Source organism: Camelimonas abortus (genome assembly GCF_042432745.1).
Lineage (GTDB): Bacteria > Pseudomonadota > Alphaproteobacteria > Rhizobiales > Beijerinckiaceae > Camelimonas > Camelimonas abortus.
In genome coordinates this window covers 826,157-841,700 of sequence record NZ_JBHLWR010000006.1, presented here as the reverse complement: position 1 = coordinate 841,700, position 15,544 = coordinate 826,157, and the positions used below count along the sequence as shown (strand labels likewise).

Here is a 15,544-nt window from a genome sequence, read left to right as displayed (position 1 = left end):
GGTGCCTCCCTCCATTCGTGATATCAATGGCTGGAGCCTATGATTGGCGTCAGGCGCACGGGACGTCCAATCGCGATTTCTCGCAGCTGCGATACATGATGGTTATGGATCGCCGCCGGCGAACCATTGCCAGCGGCGCGCCGGCGGCGTATGCGGAGCGGCCGGGACGCCCCGCGGGGCGCGACAGGAGCGCGGCCGGGGCCGGCGCGCGACAGGCGCACAGGACGACCATGGACCTCGACGCAACCCCGTTCCGCTATTTCCTCACCGTGGCGGAGGAGCGCTCCTTCACCCGGGCGGCGCAGAAACTGCACGTGTCGCAGCCGGCGCTGTCGGCGCAGATCCGCGAGTTCGAGCGCCGGCTGGGCTTCGCCCTGTTCCAGCGCACCAGCCGCCGGGTGGAGCTGACCGCCGAGGGGCGGCTGTTTCTCGGCAACGCCCGGCGCATGGTGGCGGAGGCCGCCTGGGCCAACCAGGCGGCGCGCGAGATCCGCGAGAACGAGCTGCGCATCGGCGCGCCCTTCTACACCCTGCACATCCCGGAGCGGCGGCGGATGATGGACACGCTCGTCACCCGCCACGGCGACATCCGCCTGCGCATTTTCGACAAGACCCACGAGCGCCACTACCTCGACCTCACCCGCCGCGAGCTCGACCTCGCCCTTCTGGTGGAGCCGGCCGACGCGCAGGCGGCGGCCGACAACGCCGTGACCGAGGCGGACTGGCCGGGCGGCCTCGAGCGGCAGCCGCTGGCGCAGCGGCGCCTGTGCCTGCAGCTGCCGCGCGAGCATCCGCTGGCGGAGCTGGACATCCTGCCGCTCGAGGCGCTGAAGGGACTGCCGGTGGCCATGCCCAACCGCTCCCTGGGCGCGCCGCTGTCGGTGGTGATCGTGCGCGCCCTGCGCGACGCCGGGGCGGAGACGGTGCGGCCGCCTGAAGGCCACCCCCTGGCGGTGGAGCGCTACGGGCGCCTCACCCGCATTCCGGCGGTGTCGCTGGGCTGGTTCGACCGCCCCCATGTGGAGGGCGCCGGCGAGGTGGTGATCCGCCACATCGACGGGCTGGACGTGCGCACCAGCCTCACCCTGGTGCGCGCCCGGGGCGAACAGCGCCCGGCGGCCCAGATGGTGTGGGAATCCGCGCGCCAGCTCATGGAGGGCCGGGCCGCCACCCACAGCGTGCCGCGCCGGCGCGGCCGCGGCGGCCGGCTGGCTCCGGCGTAGGCGGCTCCGCCCGCGCGACGGCAGGAAAGACGACAGGAAAAACCCGCCAGGCGCGGGGCGCCGGGCGGGCTTTCCTGTCGGGCCTGCGCGCGCCTGCGCCCGCGTCAGGCGCGGGCGCGACGGGCTCAGACGCGGCTGGTCGCCACCGACAGCTCGGGGCGGTTGTTGAGCGTCTGGAACACCACGCAATAACGCTCGGTGAGGCGGATGAGCTGGTCGATCTTCTCCTGCGGCGCGTCGGTGTCGAGGTCGAAGCTCAGGCGGATGGCGCGGAAACCCACCGGCGCCTCCCTGTCCACGCCGAGGGTGCCGCGGAAGTCGAGGTCGCCCTCCGCCCGCACCACGCCGCTGCGCAGCGGGATCTCCAGGGCGGTGGCCACCGCCTTCAGCGTCACGCCGGCGCAGGCCACCAGCGACTCCAGCAGCATGTCGCCCGAGCACAGCTCCATGCCCGAGCCGCCGGACAGCGGGTGCAGGCCGGCGGAGACGATGGCGCGGCCGGTCTCCACCTTGCAGGCGATGTTCTGGTCGTCGATGCTGCCTTGGGCCTTCAGCGTGATGGTCGCGGCCTCGGGGGTTTCCTTGTAGCGCGCCTTGAGCGGCGCCTGCAGGGCCCGCAGTTCCTGGGCGTCCATGTTTTTTCCTTCCTTCTCACTCCGGAGGCGCGGGCCGGCGGAGCACGACCCGCGCCGTGACGGCGATTTCTGAAACAGGATCTTGCGACGGCCGCCTCACCACCACAGGGCGCCGCCGGCGGGCGGCGGCCGGGAGGCGACGCGGCCAGGATTGAGCGAATCGTCGAGCGCCTGGAGCGTGCGGCGCTTCACCGCCTCGAAATTCGGCGACAGGCGGTCGCGCGGGCGCGGCAGGTCCACGGCGATCTCGTCGAATATGCGCCCCGGCTTCGGCTGCATGACGATGATGCGGTCTCCGAGGGTCACCGCCTCCTCCACGTCGTGGGTGACGATGACCACGGTGGGGCGTCCCTCCTCCCACAGCGCCAGCAGGTGCTCGTGCAGGCTGGCGCGGGTGAAGGCGTCGAGGGCGGAGAACGGCTCGTCCAGCAGCAGCGCCTTGGGCCGCGGCGCAAGGGCGCGGGCGATGGCCACCCGCTGCTGCTGGCCGCCGGAGAGCTCGCGCGGCCAGCGCCCGCCGTAACCGGCGAGCCCGACGCGCTCCAGCGCCTCCCCGGCGCGGGCGCGGCGCTCGCCCCGCGGCAGGCCGGCGAGGCCAAAGGCGACGTTGTCGCGCACGCTCAGCCAGGGCAGCAGCCGCGGCTCCTGGAAGACGATGCCGATGGCCGAGTGCGGCCGGCCGCTGATGCGGTCGCCGTCGATCTCGATGGCGCCGGCGCTGGCCTCGTCCAGACCGGCGATCAGGCGCAGCAGCGTGGTCTTGCCGCAGCCGGAGCCGCCGACGATGGCGGCGATCTCGCCGCCCGCCACGGTGAGGCTGACGTTGGCGAGCGCGGCGGCGCCGCCGGCGTAGACCTTGGACAGGCCGGACAGGGTGAGCATGTCAGAGCCTCCTGCGCGCGGTGTCCTGCCACGCCAGCAGCGGCCGGGCGAGCACGACCAGGATCTGGTCGCAGATCTTGCCCAGCACGGCGAAGGCGATGATGGCGGCCAGGATCTGGGCCGGCTTGCCCAGCTGCTGGCCGTCCACCAGCAGGTAGCCCAGACCTTCCGAAGCGCCCATGAACTCGGCCGCCACCACGAACATGAAGCCAAGGCCAAGGCCGGAGCGCAGCGCGATCACCCACTCCGGCAGCACCGCCGGCAGCAGCACGCGGGTCGCCATCTGCACGCGGCTGAGGCGGAAGACCCGCCCCACCTCCACCAGCTTGCGGTCGATGGAGCCGATGGCGCCCATGACGCCGAGATAGACCGGAAAGAACACGCCCACCGCGATCAGCGCCACCTTCGACGCCTCGAAAATGCCGAGCCAGAGAATGAACAGCGGCACCCAGGCGATGGAGGGAATGGCGCGCAGCGCCTGGATGGTGGGATCGATGGCGCTGCGGATCGCGCCCGAGGCGCCGGTGAGCACGCCCGCCAGCGTGCCGGCCACGGCGCCGATGGCGAAGCCGGCCAGCACCCGCCACAGGGTGGCACCGAGGTGGGTCCACAGGTCGCCGCTGCCGGCCAGGCCCGCCAGCTCGCTCCAGATCTGGCTTGGCGGCGGCATCAGCCGCCCGTCGGCGAACCCGGCGGACACCGCCAGCTCCCAGCCCGCGGCGAGCGCCGCCGGCAGGGCCACCCCCGCCAGCCACACGCGCCCGGCGGCGCGCCAGCCCTCCCGGCGCGCCGCCGCCGGCGACGGGGCCGCGTCCTCTGCGATTGCGGTCTGCGGCGAACCTGCGCCGTCAATGGCCGTCATGCGCCTTGTCCGTTTCCTCAAATGTCCCGGCGCCAGAAAGAGCGCCGCCCGCGAAGCCAGCCGCCGGGATCCTGCCGCGCGCCGGGCCCGCCGCGAACGGAGCGGCGCCGCCGGCGGGCGTCCCGCGGCGGAGCGCCGTCCATGATCATTTCGACGCCGGGAGATACTGGGGATCGATGAGGGCGTCGAGGGTTTCCTTCACCTTCGTGTCCGCCGGCAGCACGCCGGCCGCCACCAGGGCGTCGCCCGCGGCCTGCATGGAGGCGCGCTGCGGCTCGCCGATGACGCTGTGGGTGAGCTCGGTGCGCTCGTCGATCTGCCGGTCCACGACCGCTTTCGGCAGCCTGGTGACGGCGATGAACTCCTCCTTGAGGCCCTCCGGATTGGCCAGCGCCCACTTGCGCGCCTCCTCATAGGCGGCCAGCACCTTCTTCACGATCTCCGGATGCTTCCGGGCGAAGTCCTCGCGCACGTTGAGGACGCCCCAGGTGTTGGCCTCCGGCTTGCGGTAGAACAGGCGGGCGCCCTCCTCCACCTCGGCGGAGGCCATCATCGGGTCGAGGCCGGCCCATGCGTCGACGTCGCCGCGCGACAGCGCCATGCGGCCGTCGGCGTGCTGCAGCAGCACGAACTTCACGTCCCTGTCGGAGAGCCCGGCCTCGGCCAGGGCGCGCACCAGGAAGATGTGCGGGTCGGTGCCGCGGGTGACCGCGACGCGCTTGCCCCTGAGGTCGGCGACGGTCTGGATCGGGCTGTCCTTGCGCGTCACCAGCGCCGTCCACTCGGGGCGCGAATAGACGTAGACGGACTTGATCGGATTGCCGTTGATCTTCGCCACCAGGGCGGCGGAGCCGGCCGTGGAGCCGAAGTGCGCCGAGCCGGCGTTGAGGAACTCCAGCGCCTTGTTCGAGCCGGCCGACTGCACCCAGCGCACCCTGATCCCGTCCTTTTCCAGCGCCTTCTCCAGCAGGCCCTGCTTTTTCAGCACCAGCGAGACCGGATTGTAAGTGGCGAAGTCGACGACGACCTCCTTCAGCTCCTCGGCCGCAGCGGAGCCGGCGGCGAGGGCGGCGAAAGCGGCGGCGGCGGCCAGCCGGCCGAGCGTGCGGCGGGTGATGAACGCGCGAGAAACAGACATGTAGCCCCCCCTGGAGCCGCAACTGGTTTGCGGCGCAACGATCACGCCAGAAACTACATGCCGGACAGCGCGGGTCAATACATTTTACGCGTCAAAATGATTATTTCATAATTTAACATCTGGAAATGTGTTAATATCGCGCATGCCGGCGCCCCGCCCCGGCGCGGCCCGCCGGCGGCGCGCAGGTTCAGGCCAGCAGGCCGGCGAGATAGGTCTCGCTGACGAAGGCCACCGGCGTCGCCGGACCGGCGCCGCCGGCGCCGAAACGGGCGGCCATGACGGCGGTGATGCGGAACAGCTCCGCGGCGGCCTCCTCCGGCTGGCCCGGCCGCCACAGCCGCTCCAGCCGCAGCAGGCGCCGCGCCGGCCGGTACGGCAGCAGCAGCAGGCCAAAGGGGGCGTCGCCGGCGTCGAGGCCGCGGTTCACCGCCTCCGGCAGGCGCTCCGGGACATACCAGTTCTCCGCCCGCGACAGCTCCCGCCGGCCGCAAACCAGCACCACGGCCCGGGCGGCCAGACGCTCGCGCGGTCCGGGGCGCAGGGCCTCCAGCGCCGCGTCCGGCGGCGGGCCGGCGGGCGCGTCCAGCCGGCGGGCCCGCACCGGCGCCCCCCAGCCGCGCTCCGCCGCCAGCTCCATCAGCACGCGCGTGGCGGCGTCGGCCGTCGCCAGGCGCTGCGCCAGCGCCTCCGGACGCCCGCCGCGCGCGGTCCCGCCGTCCTGGCCTGGCCTGTCCGTCTCCGCCCCGCAGCCTGCTTCCGTCACGCCGCCGCTCCCTGAAACTCCCTGCAGCCGCCGCCCCGGCCCCGCGCGCCCGTCCGCGCGCCGGACCGCCGGAGCGCGGCCGCGCCGCAGCACGCCTGCGCCGACAGGGTTAATAGTAGATGACCCGGCGCCGTGCATGCGCTAAGTGGCGGGCGATGACGGTTTCCGCCTTACAACGCCCGCAGCGGCGGCACGCCGCCGCCGCGGCCGTCGCCGCCATGGCCGCCATCTGGCTGACGGCCGGAACGGACGCCCGCGCCCGGGCGGCCCTGCGCCCGACCACCGGCGCGCCCTGGCCGGACGCGCCCCCGGCCCCGGCGACGCCCGCACCGGGCGACGCCGCGCCGGCGGCGGAGGCCGGCCCGGCGACGCAGCTTCCGGCCGCTCCCCTGCCGCCGCCCCGTCCGGCTGGCCCTGGCGGCGCGCCGGACGCCGCCGCGACGACGTCGCCGGCGCCGGATTCCGGCCCTGCCGCGGACGCCGCTCGGCCCGCCGCCTGGCGCTTCCCCGCCGCCGCGCCGCTGCCGCCGCCGCGCCCGGCGGAGCTGCGCGCGCCCGACCTGCCGGCGGCCGGCGCCGGGGGCGGCGCGCCGGACGAAGCAACGGCGCCGCCATCCGTGCCGGCGCTGGCGCAGGAGCCGCCGGCCAGCCCCGGAAACGGCTTCGCCCCGGTGGCGCCGCTGCCGCCGGCGCGGCCGCGATTCCCCGTGGCCCCTGCGCCCGCGGAGCCGGCGCCGCCCCCGGCGCAGGAGGCCCGGCCGGCGCCGCCGGAACCGGAGGCCGGAGCGGAGAAGCCGGGCGTTCCCTCATGGTGGCCGTTCGGCCGCAGGAAACAGGCGGAGGAGCCGCCGCCGGCGCCGGGCGACGCCGGCCCGCCGCGGCGGGCGGTCACCGACGCCGGCGTCGACGCCTGCGTCGCCCGCCTGCGCAGGGCCGGGGCGGTGGTGGAGCGCATTCCCGCCATCAGCAACGGCGCCTGCGGCGTCAGCAACGGCGTGCGGCTCAGCGCCCTGCCTGGCGGCCTGCCGCTCTCAAGGCCGGGCACGCTCTCCTGCGCCATGGCCGAGGCCACGGCGGAGTGGCTGGAGGGCGTGGTCCAGCCCGCGGCGCAGCAGTATCTGAAGGCGCGCGTCACCGGCGTGACCATTGGCCCCACCTACGCCTGCCGCACCATGAATCACCAGCGCGGCGCCAAACTCAGCGAGCACGCCTACGCCAACGCCATCGACATCGCCGGCTTCCAGTTCGACCGGCGCCGGCCGTTCACGGTCAGCCCGACCCACGCGACGCCGGACGAGAGCCTGTTCCAGAGATTCATCCGCAAAAACGCCTGCCGCATCTTCGACACGGTGATCGGCCCCGGCGGCGACCGGTTCCATAACGACCACCTGCATCTGGACCTGCGCAACCGCAAGCCCGGCCGGCAGATCTGCCGCTAGCGGCGCCGGCGGCGCTCCCATCCCCTGCCGGCGCCCAACGCGGGGCTTTGCAGCGCGGCAAAGCGCGTTACAATGCGCCCAAGTACCAACTGGTACCACTGCAAGCCGCTACAGTACCGGACTCGGGGCGGGCATGGCGGGCCGGCAGGCGGGAGCGTGCGGGCCGCCGGGGAGGAAACATGATCTACACAGAGCAGCACCGGGAGCTGATGCGCTCCGTCACCAAGTTCTGCGAGACCGAAATCAATCCGTACATTGAGGAATGGGAGAAGGAGGGGATCTTCCCGGCGCACGAGCTGTTCCGGAAGATGGGCCGGCAGGGCTTCCTCGGCATCAACAAGCCGGAGAAGTTCGGCGGTCTGGGCCTCGACTACACCTATGAGCTGGCGTTCTGCGAGGCCACTGGCTGCATCCGCGGCGGCTCCATCGGCATGGCCATCGGCGTGCAGACCGACATGGCCACCCCCGCCCTGGCCAGGCACGGCTCCGACGAGCTGCGCGCCGAGTTCCTCGCCCCGTCGATCTCCGGCGAATATGTGGCCTGCCTCGGCGTCTCCGAGGTCGGCGCCGGTTCGGACGTGGCCTCGCTGAAGACCAGCGCCCGCAAGGACGGCGACGACTACGTCATCACCGGCGGCAAGATGTGGACCACCAACGGCGTCCAGGCGGACTGGATGTGCCTGCTGGCCAACACCTCCGACGGCCCGCCCCACCGCAACAAGTCGCTGATCTGCGTGCCGATGAAAACGAAGGGCGTGCAGGTGGCCCGCCGCCTCGACAAGATGGGCATGCGCGCTTCGGACACGGCGCAGATCTTCTTTGACGAGGTGCGCGTGCCGCAGCGTTACCGCATCGGCGAGGAAGGCATGGGCTTCATCTACCAGATGGAGCAGTTCCAGATCGAGCGGCTGTGGGGCGCGGCCGGCGCGCTGGTGGGCATGGAGAAGGCCATCCAGGACACCATTGAGTATACCCGCAACCGCATCGCCTTCGGCAAGCCGCTGCTGGACAACCAGGTGATCCACTTCAAGCTGGCCGAGCTGCAGGCCAAGGTGGAGGCGCTGCGCTCGCTCGTGTACCGCGCCGCGGAAAGCTACGTGAACGGCGAGGACGTCACCATGCTGGCCTCCATGGCCAAGCTGATCGGCGGGCGTCTCAGCCGCGAGGTGGCCGACAGCTGCCTGCAGTACTGGGGCGGCATGGGCTTCATGAACGAGAGCGACATCAGCCGCATGTATCGCGACAGCCGCCTCGGCTCGATCGGCGGCGGCGCCGACGAGGTGATGCTGCAGATCATCTCGAAACATATGGGCATACTGCCCGGAGCGAGCAAGAAAAAGTAAAGACCATGACAGGCCCGACGCCGCTGCGGCGCCGGGCCTTTTCATGTGATATACTACCAAGGAAGCGGTTGCATAACAAAAATACTGCGGCCTAGCCTGAAACGCCGCCGCGCGGCGGAGGCGAGCCTGGAGCCAGCGCCCGCGCCGTCATCCGGGACTGGCCCGGGAGACCTGCCAGGGCCAGCGCCATTCGAGGGCCAGCGCCATTCGAGAGGCCTGGCCCGGGTCCGGCCGCCGCCCGCGGCGCCGGAACGCCAGCGCCGCCCGCGGCGTCGCCGCCCTGCCCCGGCCGGAGCCGCAAGCCGGCCGGAGCCATGACCGTCACAATTCAGACCAGAGCCGCGCGCCGACGCGGACGACAAGGGGGAGACTGCATGCGTGGGCTTATGATGGACATGCCGTTGCTGCTGTCCAACTTCATCGAATACGCCGGCGTCCAGCACGGCGAGGCGGAGGTGGTGGCCCGGGAAATCGAGGGCGACATCTTCCGCTACAACTACCGTGAAGCCCTGAGCCGTATCCGGCGCATGGCGAAGGCGCTGCGGCGGCTCGGCGCCACGGACGGCACGGTGGTCGGCTCCCTGGCCTGGAACACCCACCGCCATTTCGAGATGTTCTACGCCGCGCCGGGCGTCGGCGCGGTGCTGCACACGGTCAATCCCCGGCTGTTCCCGGAACAGATCGTCTACATCATCAATCACGCCGAGGACCAGTTCCTGTTCATCGACGCGCTGACGCTGCCGATCGTCGAGCAGATCGCGCCGCAGCTCACCACGGTGAAGGGCTATGTCATCATGGCCGCCGACGGACGCATGCCGCGGACGACGCTCGAGAACGTCTACTCCTACGAGGAGCTGCTGGCCGCCGAGACCGACGACGGCTTCGCCTGGCCCGAGTTTCCCGAGACCAACGCGGCCACCATCTGCTACACCTCCGGCACCACCGGCAATCCCAAGGGCGTGGTCTATTCGCACCGCGCGCTGGTGCTGCAGACGCTGCTCGGCTCGAACTTCCTCTACATGACCGGCTTCGAGCCCGGCAAACGCCAGGTGATGATGCCCATGGCGCCCATGTTCCACGGCAACGCATGGAACATGCCGTTCATGGCGCCCTACACCGGCTCAAAGCTGGTGTTCCCGGGCCGCAACTACGAGCCGGACAAGCTTTACGAGCTGATCGAGAACGAGGGCGTCACCCTCACCGCCGGCGTGCCGAGCTTCTGGCTGATCCTGCTCGACTGGCTGGGCCGCACCGGCAAGAAATTCTCGACGCTCAGGCGCACGCTCTCCAGCGGCACTGCGCCGGCGCGCTCCATGGTGGAGCAGCTGGAGCGCGAGTACGGCGTGGCCTATGTCCAGGCCTGGGGCATGACCGAGGCCCTGATGGCCACCATGCCGCTGCAGAAGTTCCGCGACTACGAGCCGGGCTTCGACGAGATCATCGACGACCGCATGAAGTCCGGCCGCCTGGTGTGCGGCGTCAAGGCGCGCATCGTCGATGACGACGGCAACGTGCTGCCCAACGACGGCAAGGCGGTGGGCCATTTCGGCGTCCGGGCACCGTGGATCGCCAGCGGCTACCACAAGGGCGTGGAGGCGCTGGACGCCGACGGCTATCTCATCACCGGCGACATGGCGACCATCGATCCGGACGGCTACGTCACCCTCACCGACCGCTCCAAGGACGTGATCAAGTCCGGCGGCGAATGGATCAGCTCGATCCAGATCGAGGACGCGGCGCTCAGCCACCCGGCGGTGCTGCAGGCGGCGGTGATCGCCATTCCGCATCCCAAATGGCAGGAGCGGCCGCTGCTGCTGGTGGTGCCCCGCCCGGGCATGGAGGTGACCAGGGAGGAGATCCTCGCCCATCTGGCGCCGAAGATCGCCAGGTGGTGGATGCCGGACGCGGTGGAGTTCCTGGAGAGCTTCCCGATGACCGGCACCGGCAAGGTGCACAAGCTGACCCTGCGCCAGCAGTTCAAGGATTACCGCGTGCCCGAGCCGGCGGCGTAAGGCGCGCCCGCCCGGACGGGCCCGGCCCCGCGGCGCGGCCGCCGGGCCCCGCGCCATGCGGGACCGGGGCGGCGCCGGAGCGGAACGTCGCCCCTGGCCGCTGCCCCGGAGCGCCCCTGCCCCGGAGTCATGTCTGGCCGCGCCTGGCGCGCCGTGCGCGCCCGGCCTGGGCGCGGCGGCCGCCGTCGGGATCCCGCGCCGCGGCGGCGGCCCGGCGCGCCGGCCGCGCCTTGCCTGACGGAGCGGCGGGCCAGACAGAAACGCCCGGGCCAGGCGGCCCGGGCGTTTTTCAGTCGCCGGCGACCGGCGGCCCGCCGCAGCAGGCCGCCGCAGGCGCGGCTCAGATGCGCTCGATGATGATGGCCGGGGCCATGCCGCCGGCGGCGCACAGCGTGGCCAGACCGGTGTTCAGGTCGCGGCGCTCGAGCTCGTCGAGCAGCGTGCCGATGATGATCGCGCCCGTGGCGCCGATCGGGTGACCGAGGGCGATGGCGCCGCCGTTCACGTTCACCTTCGAGTCGTCGATGCCCATCTCGCGCATGAACTTCAGCGGCACGACGGCGAACGCCTCGTTGATCTCGATGAGGTCGATGTCGTTGATGGTCATGCCGGCCTTGGCGAGGGCCTTGCGGGCGGCAGGAGCCGGAGCGTTCAGCATCAGCTCCGGCGAGTCGCCGGCGGTGGCCACGGCGCGCACGCGGGCGCGCGGCTTCAGGCCGTGGGCCCGGGCGTACTCCGGCGAAGCCAGCAGCACGGCGCCGGCGCCGTCGACGACGCCCGACGAGTTGCCGGCGTGGTGGACGTGGTTCACCTTGACGCCCGGATAGGTCTTCTCCACCAGCTGGCGGAAGGTCAGGCCCTCCTCGTTCAGCGGCGCGTCATACATCACCTCGAAGGCCGGCTTCAGCTGGGCGAGGCCTTCCAGGGTGGTGTTCGGACGCGGGAACTCCTCGTGGTCAAGGGCGAGCGTGCCGTCGTCCTTGTAGACCGGGACCAGCGACTTGCTGAAGTAGCCGTTCCTGATGGCGTTGTCGGCGCGGCGCTGGCTCTCCAGGGCGAGGCGGTCCACGTCCTCACGGGTGAAGCCCTCGAGGGTGGCGATCAGGTCGCCGCAGATGCCCTGGTGCGGCTGCGGGTGCAGCTCGCGCAGGTGCAGGTTGTCCGAGTCAAGCACGCCTGTGGTGGCGCGCTTCAGGGTCGAGCCGTAGGACATCGACTCGACGCCGCCGGCGATCACCAGGTCCTGGGCACCGGACATGATGCCCATCGCCGCCAGGTTCACGGCGGTCATGCCCGAACCGCAGAAACGGTCGAGCGAGAAGCCGACGGCGGCGTTGTCGAAGCCGGCGTCAAGGGCGGCCATGCGGGCGATGCACGAACCCTGCTTGCCGAACTGGGTGCCGCAGCCGGCGATCACGTCGTCCAGGTCAGCGGTGTTGAGGTTGTTACGCTCGGCGAGCGCCTTCAGCACCGTCGAGAGGATGCGCTGGGGGTGCACGTCAGACAGCGCGCCCTTGCCGAATTTGCCGACGCCACGCGGCGTGCGGGCGGCGTCAATGATCCATGCCTCAGACATATCGATCCCTTCCGCAATTCTAACGGTCGATTGATTGGTGGCCGTTGCCCGCATCTATTGCAAGAACGCGGCCCCGGATCAACTGCCGATGTTTACAACCGGACCCGGCGGAGCGCCCCCGCGCCGGGCCGCCGCCCCGCGGGCGCCGCCCCGCGGGCGGGCGGGCGTCAGGCGGTGGCCGGCTTCGGCGGGATCTTCATGTCCGGCGGATTGACCACGCCCTGCTCCTGCGCCGCCTTCTCCTGCGACGCCAGGGCGCGGCGGAAGCCCTCGCGCTGCTGCAGCCGCGCCCAGTAGGCGCGCACCGGAGCGGAGAACAGGTGGTCCAGCTTCAGCCGCTCGGCCAGCATCAGCGCGTAGCCCACGCAGATGTCTGCGGCGGTGAAGCGGCCGGCGCACCAGTATTCGTTTTTCTCCGCCACCGCGGTGACGCCGCGCAGGCGCCCGCCGAACCATCTGGCGTAGTCCTCCGCCGCCCTGCCAAGGCCGGCGTCCGGCTCCTGCAGCGTGTAGCGCAGGTAGATGGTCTGCGGGAAGGTCAGCGTCGCCTCCGAGAAGTGCAGCGCGTTGAGGAAGGCGCCGTAGTCCGGCTCCTCCGGCCCGACGTTCAGCGGCGTCGGGCCGTATTTCGTCACCAGGTAATGGCAGATGGCCGAGGACTCGGTCATCTTTGTCGCGCCGTCCTCGAAGAACGGGATGGTGCCGAGCGGATTGACGCCGAGATACTCCTTGCGGAACACGCGCGGCGGAAACGGCAGCATCGCCAGCTCATAGTCCAGCCCCATCTCCTCCATGGTCCACAGCGGGCGGAACGAGCGCGCGCTCATGCAGTGCCACAGCTTCAGGGTCATCAGCGTACCTCCATCATTGTCGCCCGGCCGCTCCCCGCCCCGGCGCCGCCGGCGGGGGGCGCGCCCGCCCGGCCGCGCCGGCGTCCGCTCAGGCGGCGACCGTCGCCGGCGGGAAACGGCGGGTCACGTCGGCCACGGCGGCGGCGATCTCCGGCGTCACCCGCACCGGGTAGTCCAGGATCATCTGGGCGTAGGCCTTGGCCTGCGGATCATTGCGCAGCGAGGCGACGCCTCCGCCGCCCAGCGCCTCGTGCAGCAGGAAGTTGAGCGCGTGCACGCCCGGCAGCTCGAAGCGCTCCACCCGCCCCTTCACGAGGTGGCCGAAGAAGCGCGCCACCGCCTCCCCGGTGAGCGCGGCGCGGATATAGGGCAGATACTCGGGCCGGCGGGCGATGACGCCGATGTTGGCCTTGTCGCCCTTGTCGCCGCTGCGCGCAAAGGCGAGGGCGATGAGCGGAACCACCGGCGCGTCCGGCGCCGTCTCCGCCGCAGGGCCGGGCTGGTCCGGCCCCAGCTTCGCCGGGTCGAAGCCGCCGCGCACCGCCTCCGGCGCCGGCAGCTCGCGCCCGTCCACGTGCACGGCGGTCTTCACCCTGGCCTTGTCGACAAGGCAGGAGAACAGCCGCACCACCGGCATCACCTTCGGGCGGTTGCCGCCCATGCCGGTGATGCCCGGCGACATGGAGGTGCCGGATGAGGTGAGCTCGCGCACCAGGATCTCGAGCGCCCTCGGATTTTCGTGCTTGGCCGCCAGCTTGAGGATGACCTCGCGGGCGTTGCGGGCGCGCGAGTGCGGGCCATAGGCCGCCTCGGCCCCGATCACCTCCACGCTGGTCTCGGCGTAGGGCGGCAGGTTCATGGCCCGGAGCATGGCCCCGGTGCGGCGCAGCACCGAATCCGCCACCTTCTCCGCCTTGCGGGCGGCGTCGAGGCCGCCGACCGTCAGGTACATGCCGACGCGGTGACCGTCCTGGTAGGTGGCGCAGACCTTGTAATAACTGGTCGGCGGCAGGCCCCTAGCGTTGCTGACGCGCACCCGGTCCGGACCCAGCTGCTCGATCTTCACCTGGGTGAAGTCGCAGGTGACGTCGGGCAGCAGATAGGCGCGCGGATCGCCGATCTCGTAAAGCATCTGCTCGGCCACGGTGGCCACCGAGACGAGGCCGCCGGTGCCCTCCGGCTTGGTGACGACGAAGGAGCCGTCCTCCGACACCTCGATCACCGGATAGCCGATGTTGGCCCAGTCGCCGGTCTCCTCCCAGTCGGTGTGCAGGCCGCCGGTGGCCTGGGCGCCGCATTCGACGATATGGCCGGCGAGCGAGCCGCCGGCGAGCCGGTCGAGATCCTGCTGGCTCCACCCGAAGGCGTGAATGCAGGCGCCGAGGGTGACGGCGCTGTCGACGCCGCGGCCGGTGATGACGATGTCCGCCCCCGCGTCCAGCGCCGCCGCCACCGGGAAGGCGCCGAGATAGGCGTTCATGCTCAACAGGTTACCGGGCATGGGCTCGCCGGTGAACATCTCGCGCGTTCCGGCGAATTCGGCGGCGCGCGGCAGCAGGTCGTCGCCGGTGACCACGCCGACCTTCAGGGCCAGGCCCGCGGCGGCGATCTTCTCCTCCAGCGCCTTCGCGCAGGCCATGGGATTCACGCCGCCGGCGTTGGCGATCACCTTCACCTTCTTCCGGGCGATGGTCGGCAGCTCGCGGGCGACAAGGCCGACGAAATCATGGGCGTAGCCCATCTGCGGGTCCTTCGCCCGCGCGCGGGCGAGGATCGACATGGTGATTTCGGCCAGATAGTCGAACACCAGGTAATCGAGGTCGGCGCCGTGCAGCAGCTGCGGCGTGGAGATGCTGGTGTCGCCCCAGAACCCGGAGGCGCCGCCAATCCTGATCGTCTTGCCCGACATTGTTCCTGCTCCCTGAACCGTTGGCGCCCGCGGGGGCGCCCGCCGCCTTCCGCGGTCAGACTGTCTCCACCCACGCCGCCGGCCGCTTCTCGGCGAAGGCGCGCACGCCCTCCACGCCCTCCGGCCCGCGGGCGCAGGCGGCGAACGACTTCGCCGCCACCGTCCGGTATTCCTCCAGCGGCATGGTGTGGCAGATGCGGAGCAGCCGCTTGGTTTCGGCGTTGGCGCCCGGGGCGCAGCGGCCGATGTCGTTAAGCAGGCTGGCGAGCGTCTGCCGCAGCGACGCCTCGTCCGGGCAGTAGAAGTCGGCGAGGCCGATCGCGGCCGCCTGCTCGCCGTTGAGCCGCGCGCCGGTGAGGCCGAGACGGCGGGCGTGGCGCGGGCCGATGCGGTTGATGACGAAGGGCGCGATCTGCGCCGGCACGATGCCGAGCCCCGTTTCCGACAGGGCGAAACGCGCCCGCGGCGTGGCGATGACGATGTCGGCGCAGCAGGCCATGCCGAAGCCGCCGCCGAAGGCCGGCCCGTCCACCACGGCGATCACCGTCAGCGGGCATTCGTTCAGCTCGGCGTACAGCAGGCCGCCCTCGCGGTTGGAGGCCTCCAGCGGGTCCTCCGCCCCGGCGTCCACCGCCTCGCCCTGCTGCCTGCTGGCTCCCTTGAGGTCGGCGCCGGCGCAGAAGGCGCCGTTGGCCCCCTGCAGCACCAGCGCGCGCAGGCTGCGGTCGTTCTCCACCGCCCTGAGGATGGCGCGCAGGTCGTCGGTGAGCGCCCGCGTCATGGCGTTGCGGGTCGCGGGGTCATTGATCGTCGCGTAAAGGCGCGAGCCCTGGCGCTCGAGCTGGACGACGGTGGTGGCTGGCAGCGATCCGCTCATGGCGTTCTCCGTCTTGCAGGTTGCGGCCTTGCCG

At 71.7% G+C, this 15,544-nt stretch carries 13 protein-coding genes; 4 read left to right on the top strand and 9 right to left on the bottom strand.

Annotated features, from left to right (window positions below; translation table 11 throughout):
- Positions 1–230 precede the first annotated feature (230 nt).
- Positions 231–1,223: a LysR family transcriptional regulator gene (locus ACFFJB_RS06130; RefSeq protein ID WP_376830375.1), complete on the top strand. Its 993-nt coding sequence runs from the start codon at positions 231–233 to the stop codon at positions 1,221–1,223.
- A 125-nt stretch (positions 1,224–1,348) separates the two neighbouring features.
- Here the strand turns inward: ACFFJB_RS06130 and ACFFJB_RS06125 are convergent, their stop codons facing one another.
- From ACFFJB_RS06125 to ACFFJB_RS06105, 5 genes are all read right to left on the bottom strand, one after another.
- Complete coding sequence (locus ACFFJB_RS06125; RefSeq protein ID WP_376830374.1) at positions 1,349–1,858, bottom strand: OsmC family protein; 510 nt, start codon at positions 1,856–1,858, stop codon at positions 1,349–1,351.
- 96 nt (positions 1,859–1,954) lie between these two features.
- Positions 1,955–2,740, bottom strand: a complete 786-nt coding sequence (locus ACFFJB_RS06120; protein WP_376830373.1) for an ABC transporter ATP-binding protein — start codon at positions 2,738–2,740, stop codon at positions 1,955–1,957.
- Between the two features lies 1 nt (position 2,741).
- Entirely contained in the window at positions 2,742–3,602 is an 861-nt protein-coding gene (locus ACFFJB_RS06115) for an ABC transporter permease (RefSeq protein WP_376830372.1), read from the bottom strand.
- A 145-nt stretch (positions 3,603–3,747) separates the two neighbouring features.
- Entirely contained in the window at positions 3,748–4,740 is a 993-nt protein-coding gene (locus ACFFJB_RS06110; RefSeq protein WP_376830371.1) for an aliphatic sulfonate ABC transporter substrate-binding protein, read from the bottom strand.
- A gap of 187 nt (positions 4,741–4,927) precedes the next feature.
- Complete coding sequence (locus tag ACFFJB_RS06105; RefSeq protein WP_376830370.1) at positions 4,928–5,503, bottom strand: hypothetical protein; 576 nt, start codon at positions 5,501–5,503, stop codon at positions 4,928–4,930.
- Positions 5,504–5,658: 155 nt separating this feature from the next.
- Between ACFFJB_RS06105 and ACFFJB_RS06100 the strand changes: the two genes are divergently transcribed.
- The 3 genes from ACFFJB_RS06100 (at position 5,659) to ACFFJB_RS06090 (ending at position 10,297) form a co-directional block, all read left to right on the top strand.
- Positions 5,659–6,942, top strand: coding sequence for an extensin-like domain-containing protein (locus ACFFJB_RS06100; RefSeq protein ID WP_376830369.1), 1,284 nt, complete (start codon positions 5,659–5,661; stop codon positions 6,940–6,942).
- Positions 6,943–7,121: 179 nt separating this feature from the next.
- Positions 7,122–8,285, top strand: coding sequence for an acyl-CoA dehydrogenase family protein (locus tag ACFFJB_RS06095; RefSeq protein ID WP_376830368.1), 1,164 nt, complete (start codon positions 7,122–7,124; stop codon positions 8,283–8,285).
- Positions 8,286–8,659: 374 nt separating this feature from the next.
- On the top strand, positions 8,660–10,297 hold the full coding sequence (locus ACFFJB_RS06090; RefSeq protein ID WP_376830367.1) for a long-chain fatty acid--CoA ligase: 1,638 nt from the start codon (positions 8,660–8,662) through the stop codon (positions 10,295–10,297).
- Positions 10,298–10,637: 340 nt separating this feature from the next.
- On the opposite strand, the gene ACFFJB_RS06085 is transcribed toward ACFFJB_RS06090, so the two are convergent.
- From ACFFJB_RS06085 to ACFFJB_RS06070, 4 genes are all read right to left on the bottom strand, one after another.
- Positions 10,638–11,873, bottom strand: a complete 1,236-nt coding sequence (locus tag ACFFJB_RS06085) for an acetyl-CoA C-acetyltransferase (protein ID WP_376830366.1) — start codon at positions 11,871–11,873, stop codon at positions 10,638–10,640.
- Between the two features lie 167 nt (positions 11,874–12,040).
- Positions 12,041–12,724: a glutathione S-transferase family protein gene (locus ACFFJB_RS06080; RefSeq protein WP_376830365.1), complete on the bottom strand. Its 684-nt coding sequence runs from the start codon at positions 12,722–12,724 to the stop codon at positions 12,041–12,043.
- An 88-nt stretch (positions 12,725–12,812) separates the two neighbouring features.
- Positions 12,813–14,633: an acyclic terpene utilization AtuA family protein gene (locus ACFFJB_RS06075; protein WP_376830364.1), complete on the bottom strand. Its 1,821-nt coding sequence runs from the start codon at positions 14,631–14,633 to the stop codon at positions 12,813–12,815.
- 55 nt (positions 14,634–14,688) lie between these two features.
- Entirely contained in the window at positions 14,689–15,510 is an 822-nt protein-coding gene (locus ACFFJB_RS06070) for an enoyl-CoA hydratase/isomerase family protein (protein ID WP_376830363.1), read from the bottom strand.
- Positions 15,511–15,544: the final 34 nt, after the last annotated feature.

Excerpts from the sequence above, each read along its gene's own strand:
- ACFFJB_RS06100 (WP_376830369.1), top strand. The coding sequence starts at position 5,659 with ATGACGGTTTCCGCCTTACAACGCCCGCAGCGGCGGCACGCCGCCGCC.
- ACFFJB_RS06110 (WP_376830371.1), bottom strand. The coding sequence starts at position 4,740 with ATGTCTGTTTCTCGCGCGTTCATCACCCGCCGCACGCTCGGCCGGCTG.
- ACFFJB_RS06080 (WP_376830365.1), bottom strand. The coding sequence starts at position 12,724 with ATGACCCTGAAGCTGTGGCACTGCATGAGCGCGCGCTCGTTCCGCCCG.
- ACFFJB_RS06125 (WP_376830374.1), bottom strand. The coding sequence starts at position 1,858 with ATGGACGCCCAGGAACTGCGGGCCCTGCAGGCGCCGCTCAAGGCGCGC.
- ACFFJB_RS06085 (WP_376830366.1), bottom strand. The coding sequence starts at position 11,873 with ATGTCTGAGGCATGGATCATTGACGCCGCCCGCACGCCGCGTGGCGTC.
- ACFFJB_RS06115 (WP_376830372.1), bottom strand. The coding sequence starts at position 3,602 with ATGACGGCCATTGACGGCGCAGGTTCGCCGCAGACCGCAATCGCAGAG.
- ACFFJB_RS06095 (WP_376830368.1), top strand. The coding sequence starts at position 7,122 with ATGATCTACACAGAGCAGCACCGGGAGCTGATGCGCTCCGTCACCAAG.
- ACFFJB_RS06090 (WP_376830367.1), top strand. The coding sequence starts at position 8,660 with ATGCGTGGGCTTATGATGGACATGCCGTTGCTGCTGTCCAACTTCATC.
- ACFFJB_RS06070 (WP_376830363.1), bottom strand. The coding sequence starts at position 15,510 with ATGAGCGGATCGCTGCCAGCCACCACCGTCGTCCAGCTCGAGCGCCAG.
- ACFFJB_RS06075 (WP_376830364.1), bottom strand. The coding sequence starts at position 14,633 with ATGTCGGGCAAGACGATCAGGATTGGCGGCGCCTCCGGGTTCTGGGGC.
- ACFFJB_RS06130 (WP_376830375.1), top strand. The coding sequence starts at position 231 with ATGGACCTCGACGCAACCCCGTTCCGCTATTTCCTCACCGTGGCGGAG.
- ACFFJB_RS06120 (WP_376830373.1), bottom strand. The coding sequence starts at position 2,740 with ATGCTCACCCTGTCCGGCCTGTCCAAGGTCTACGCCGGCGGCGCCGCC.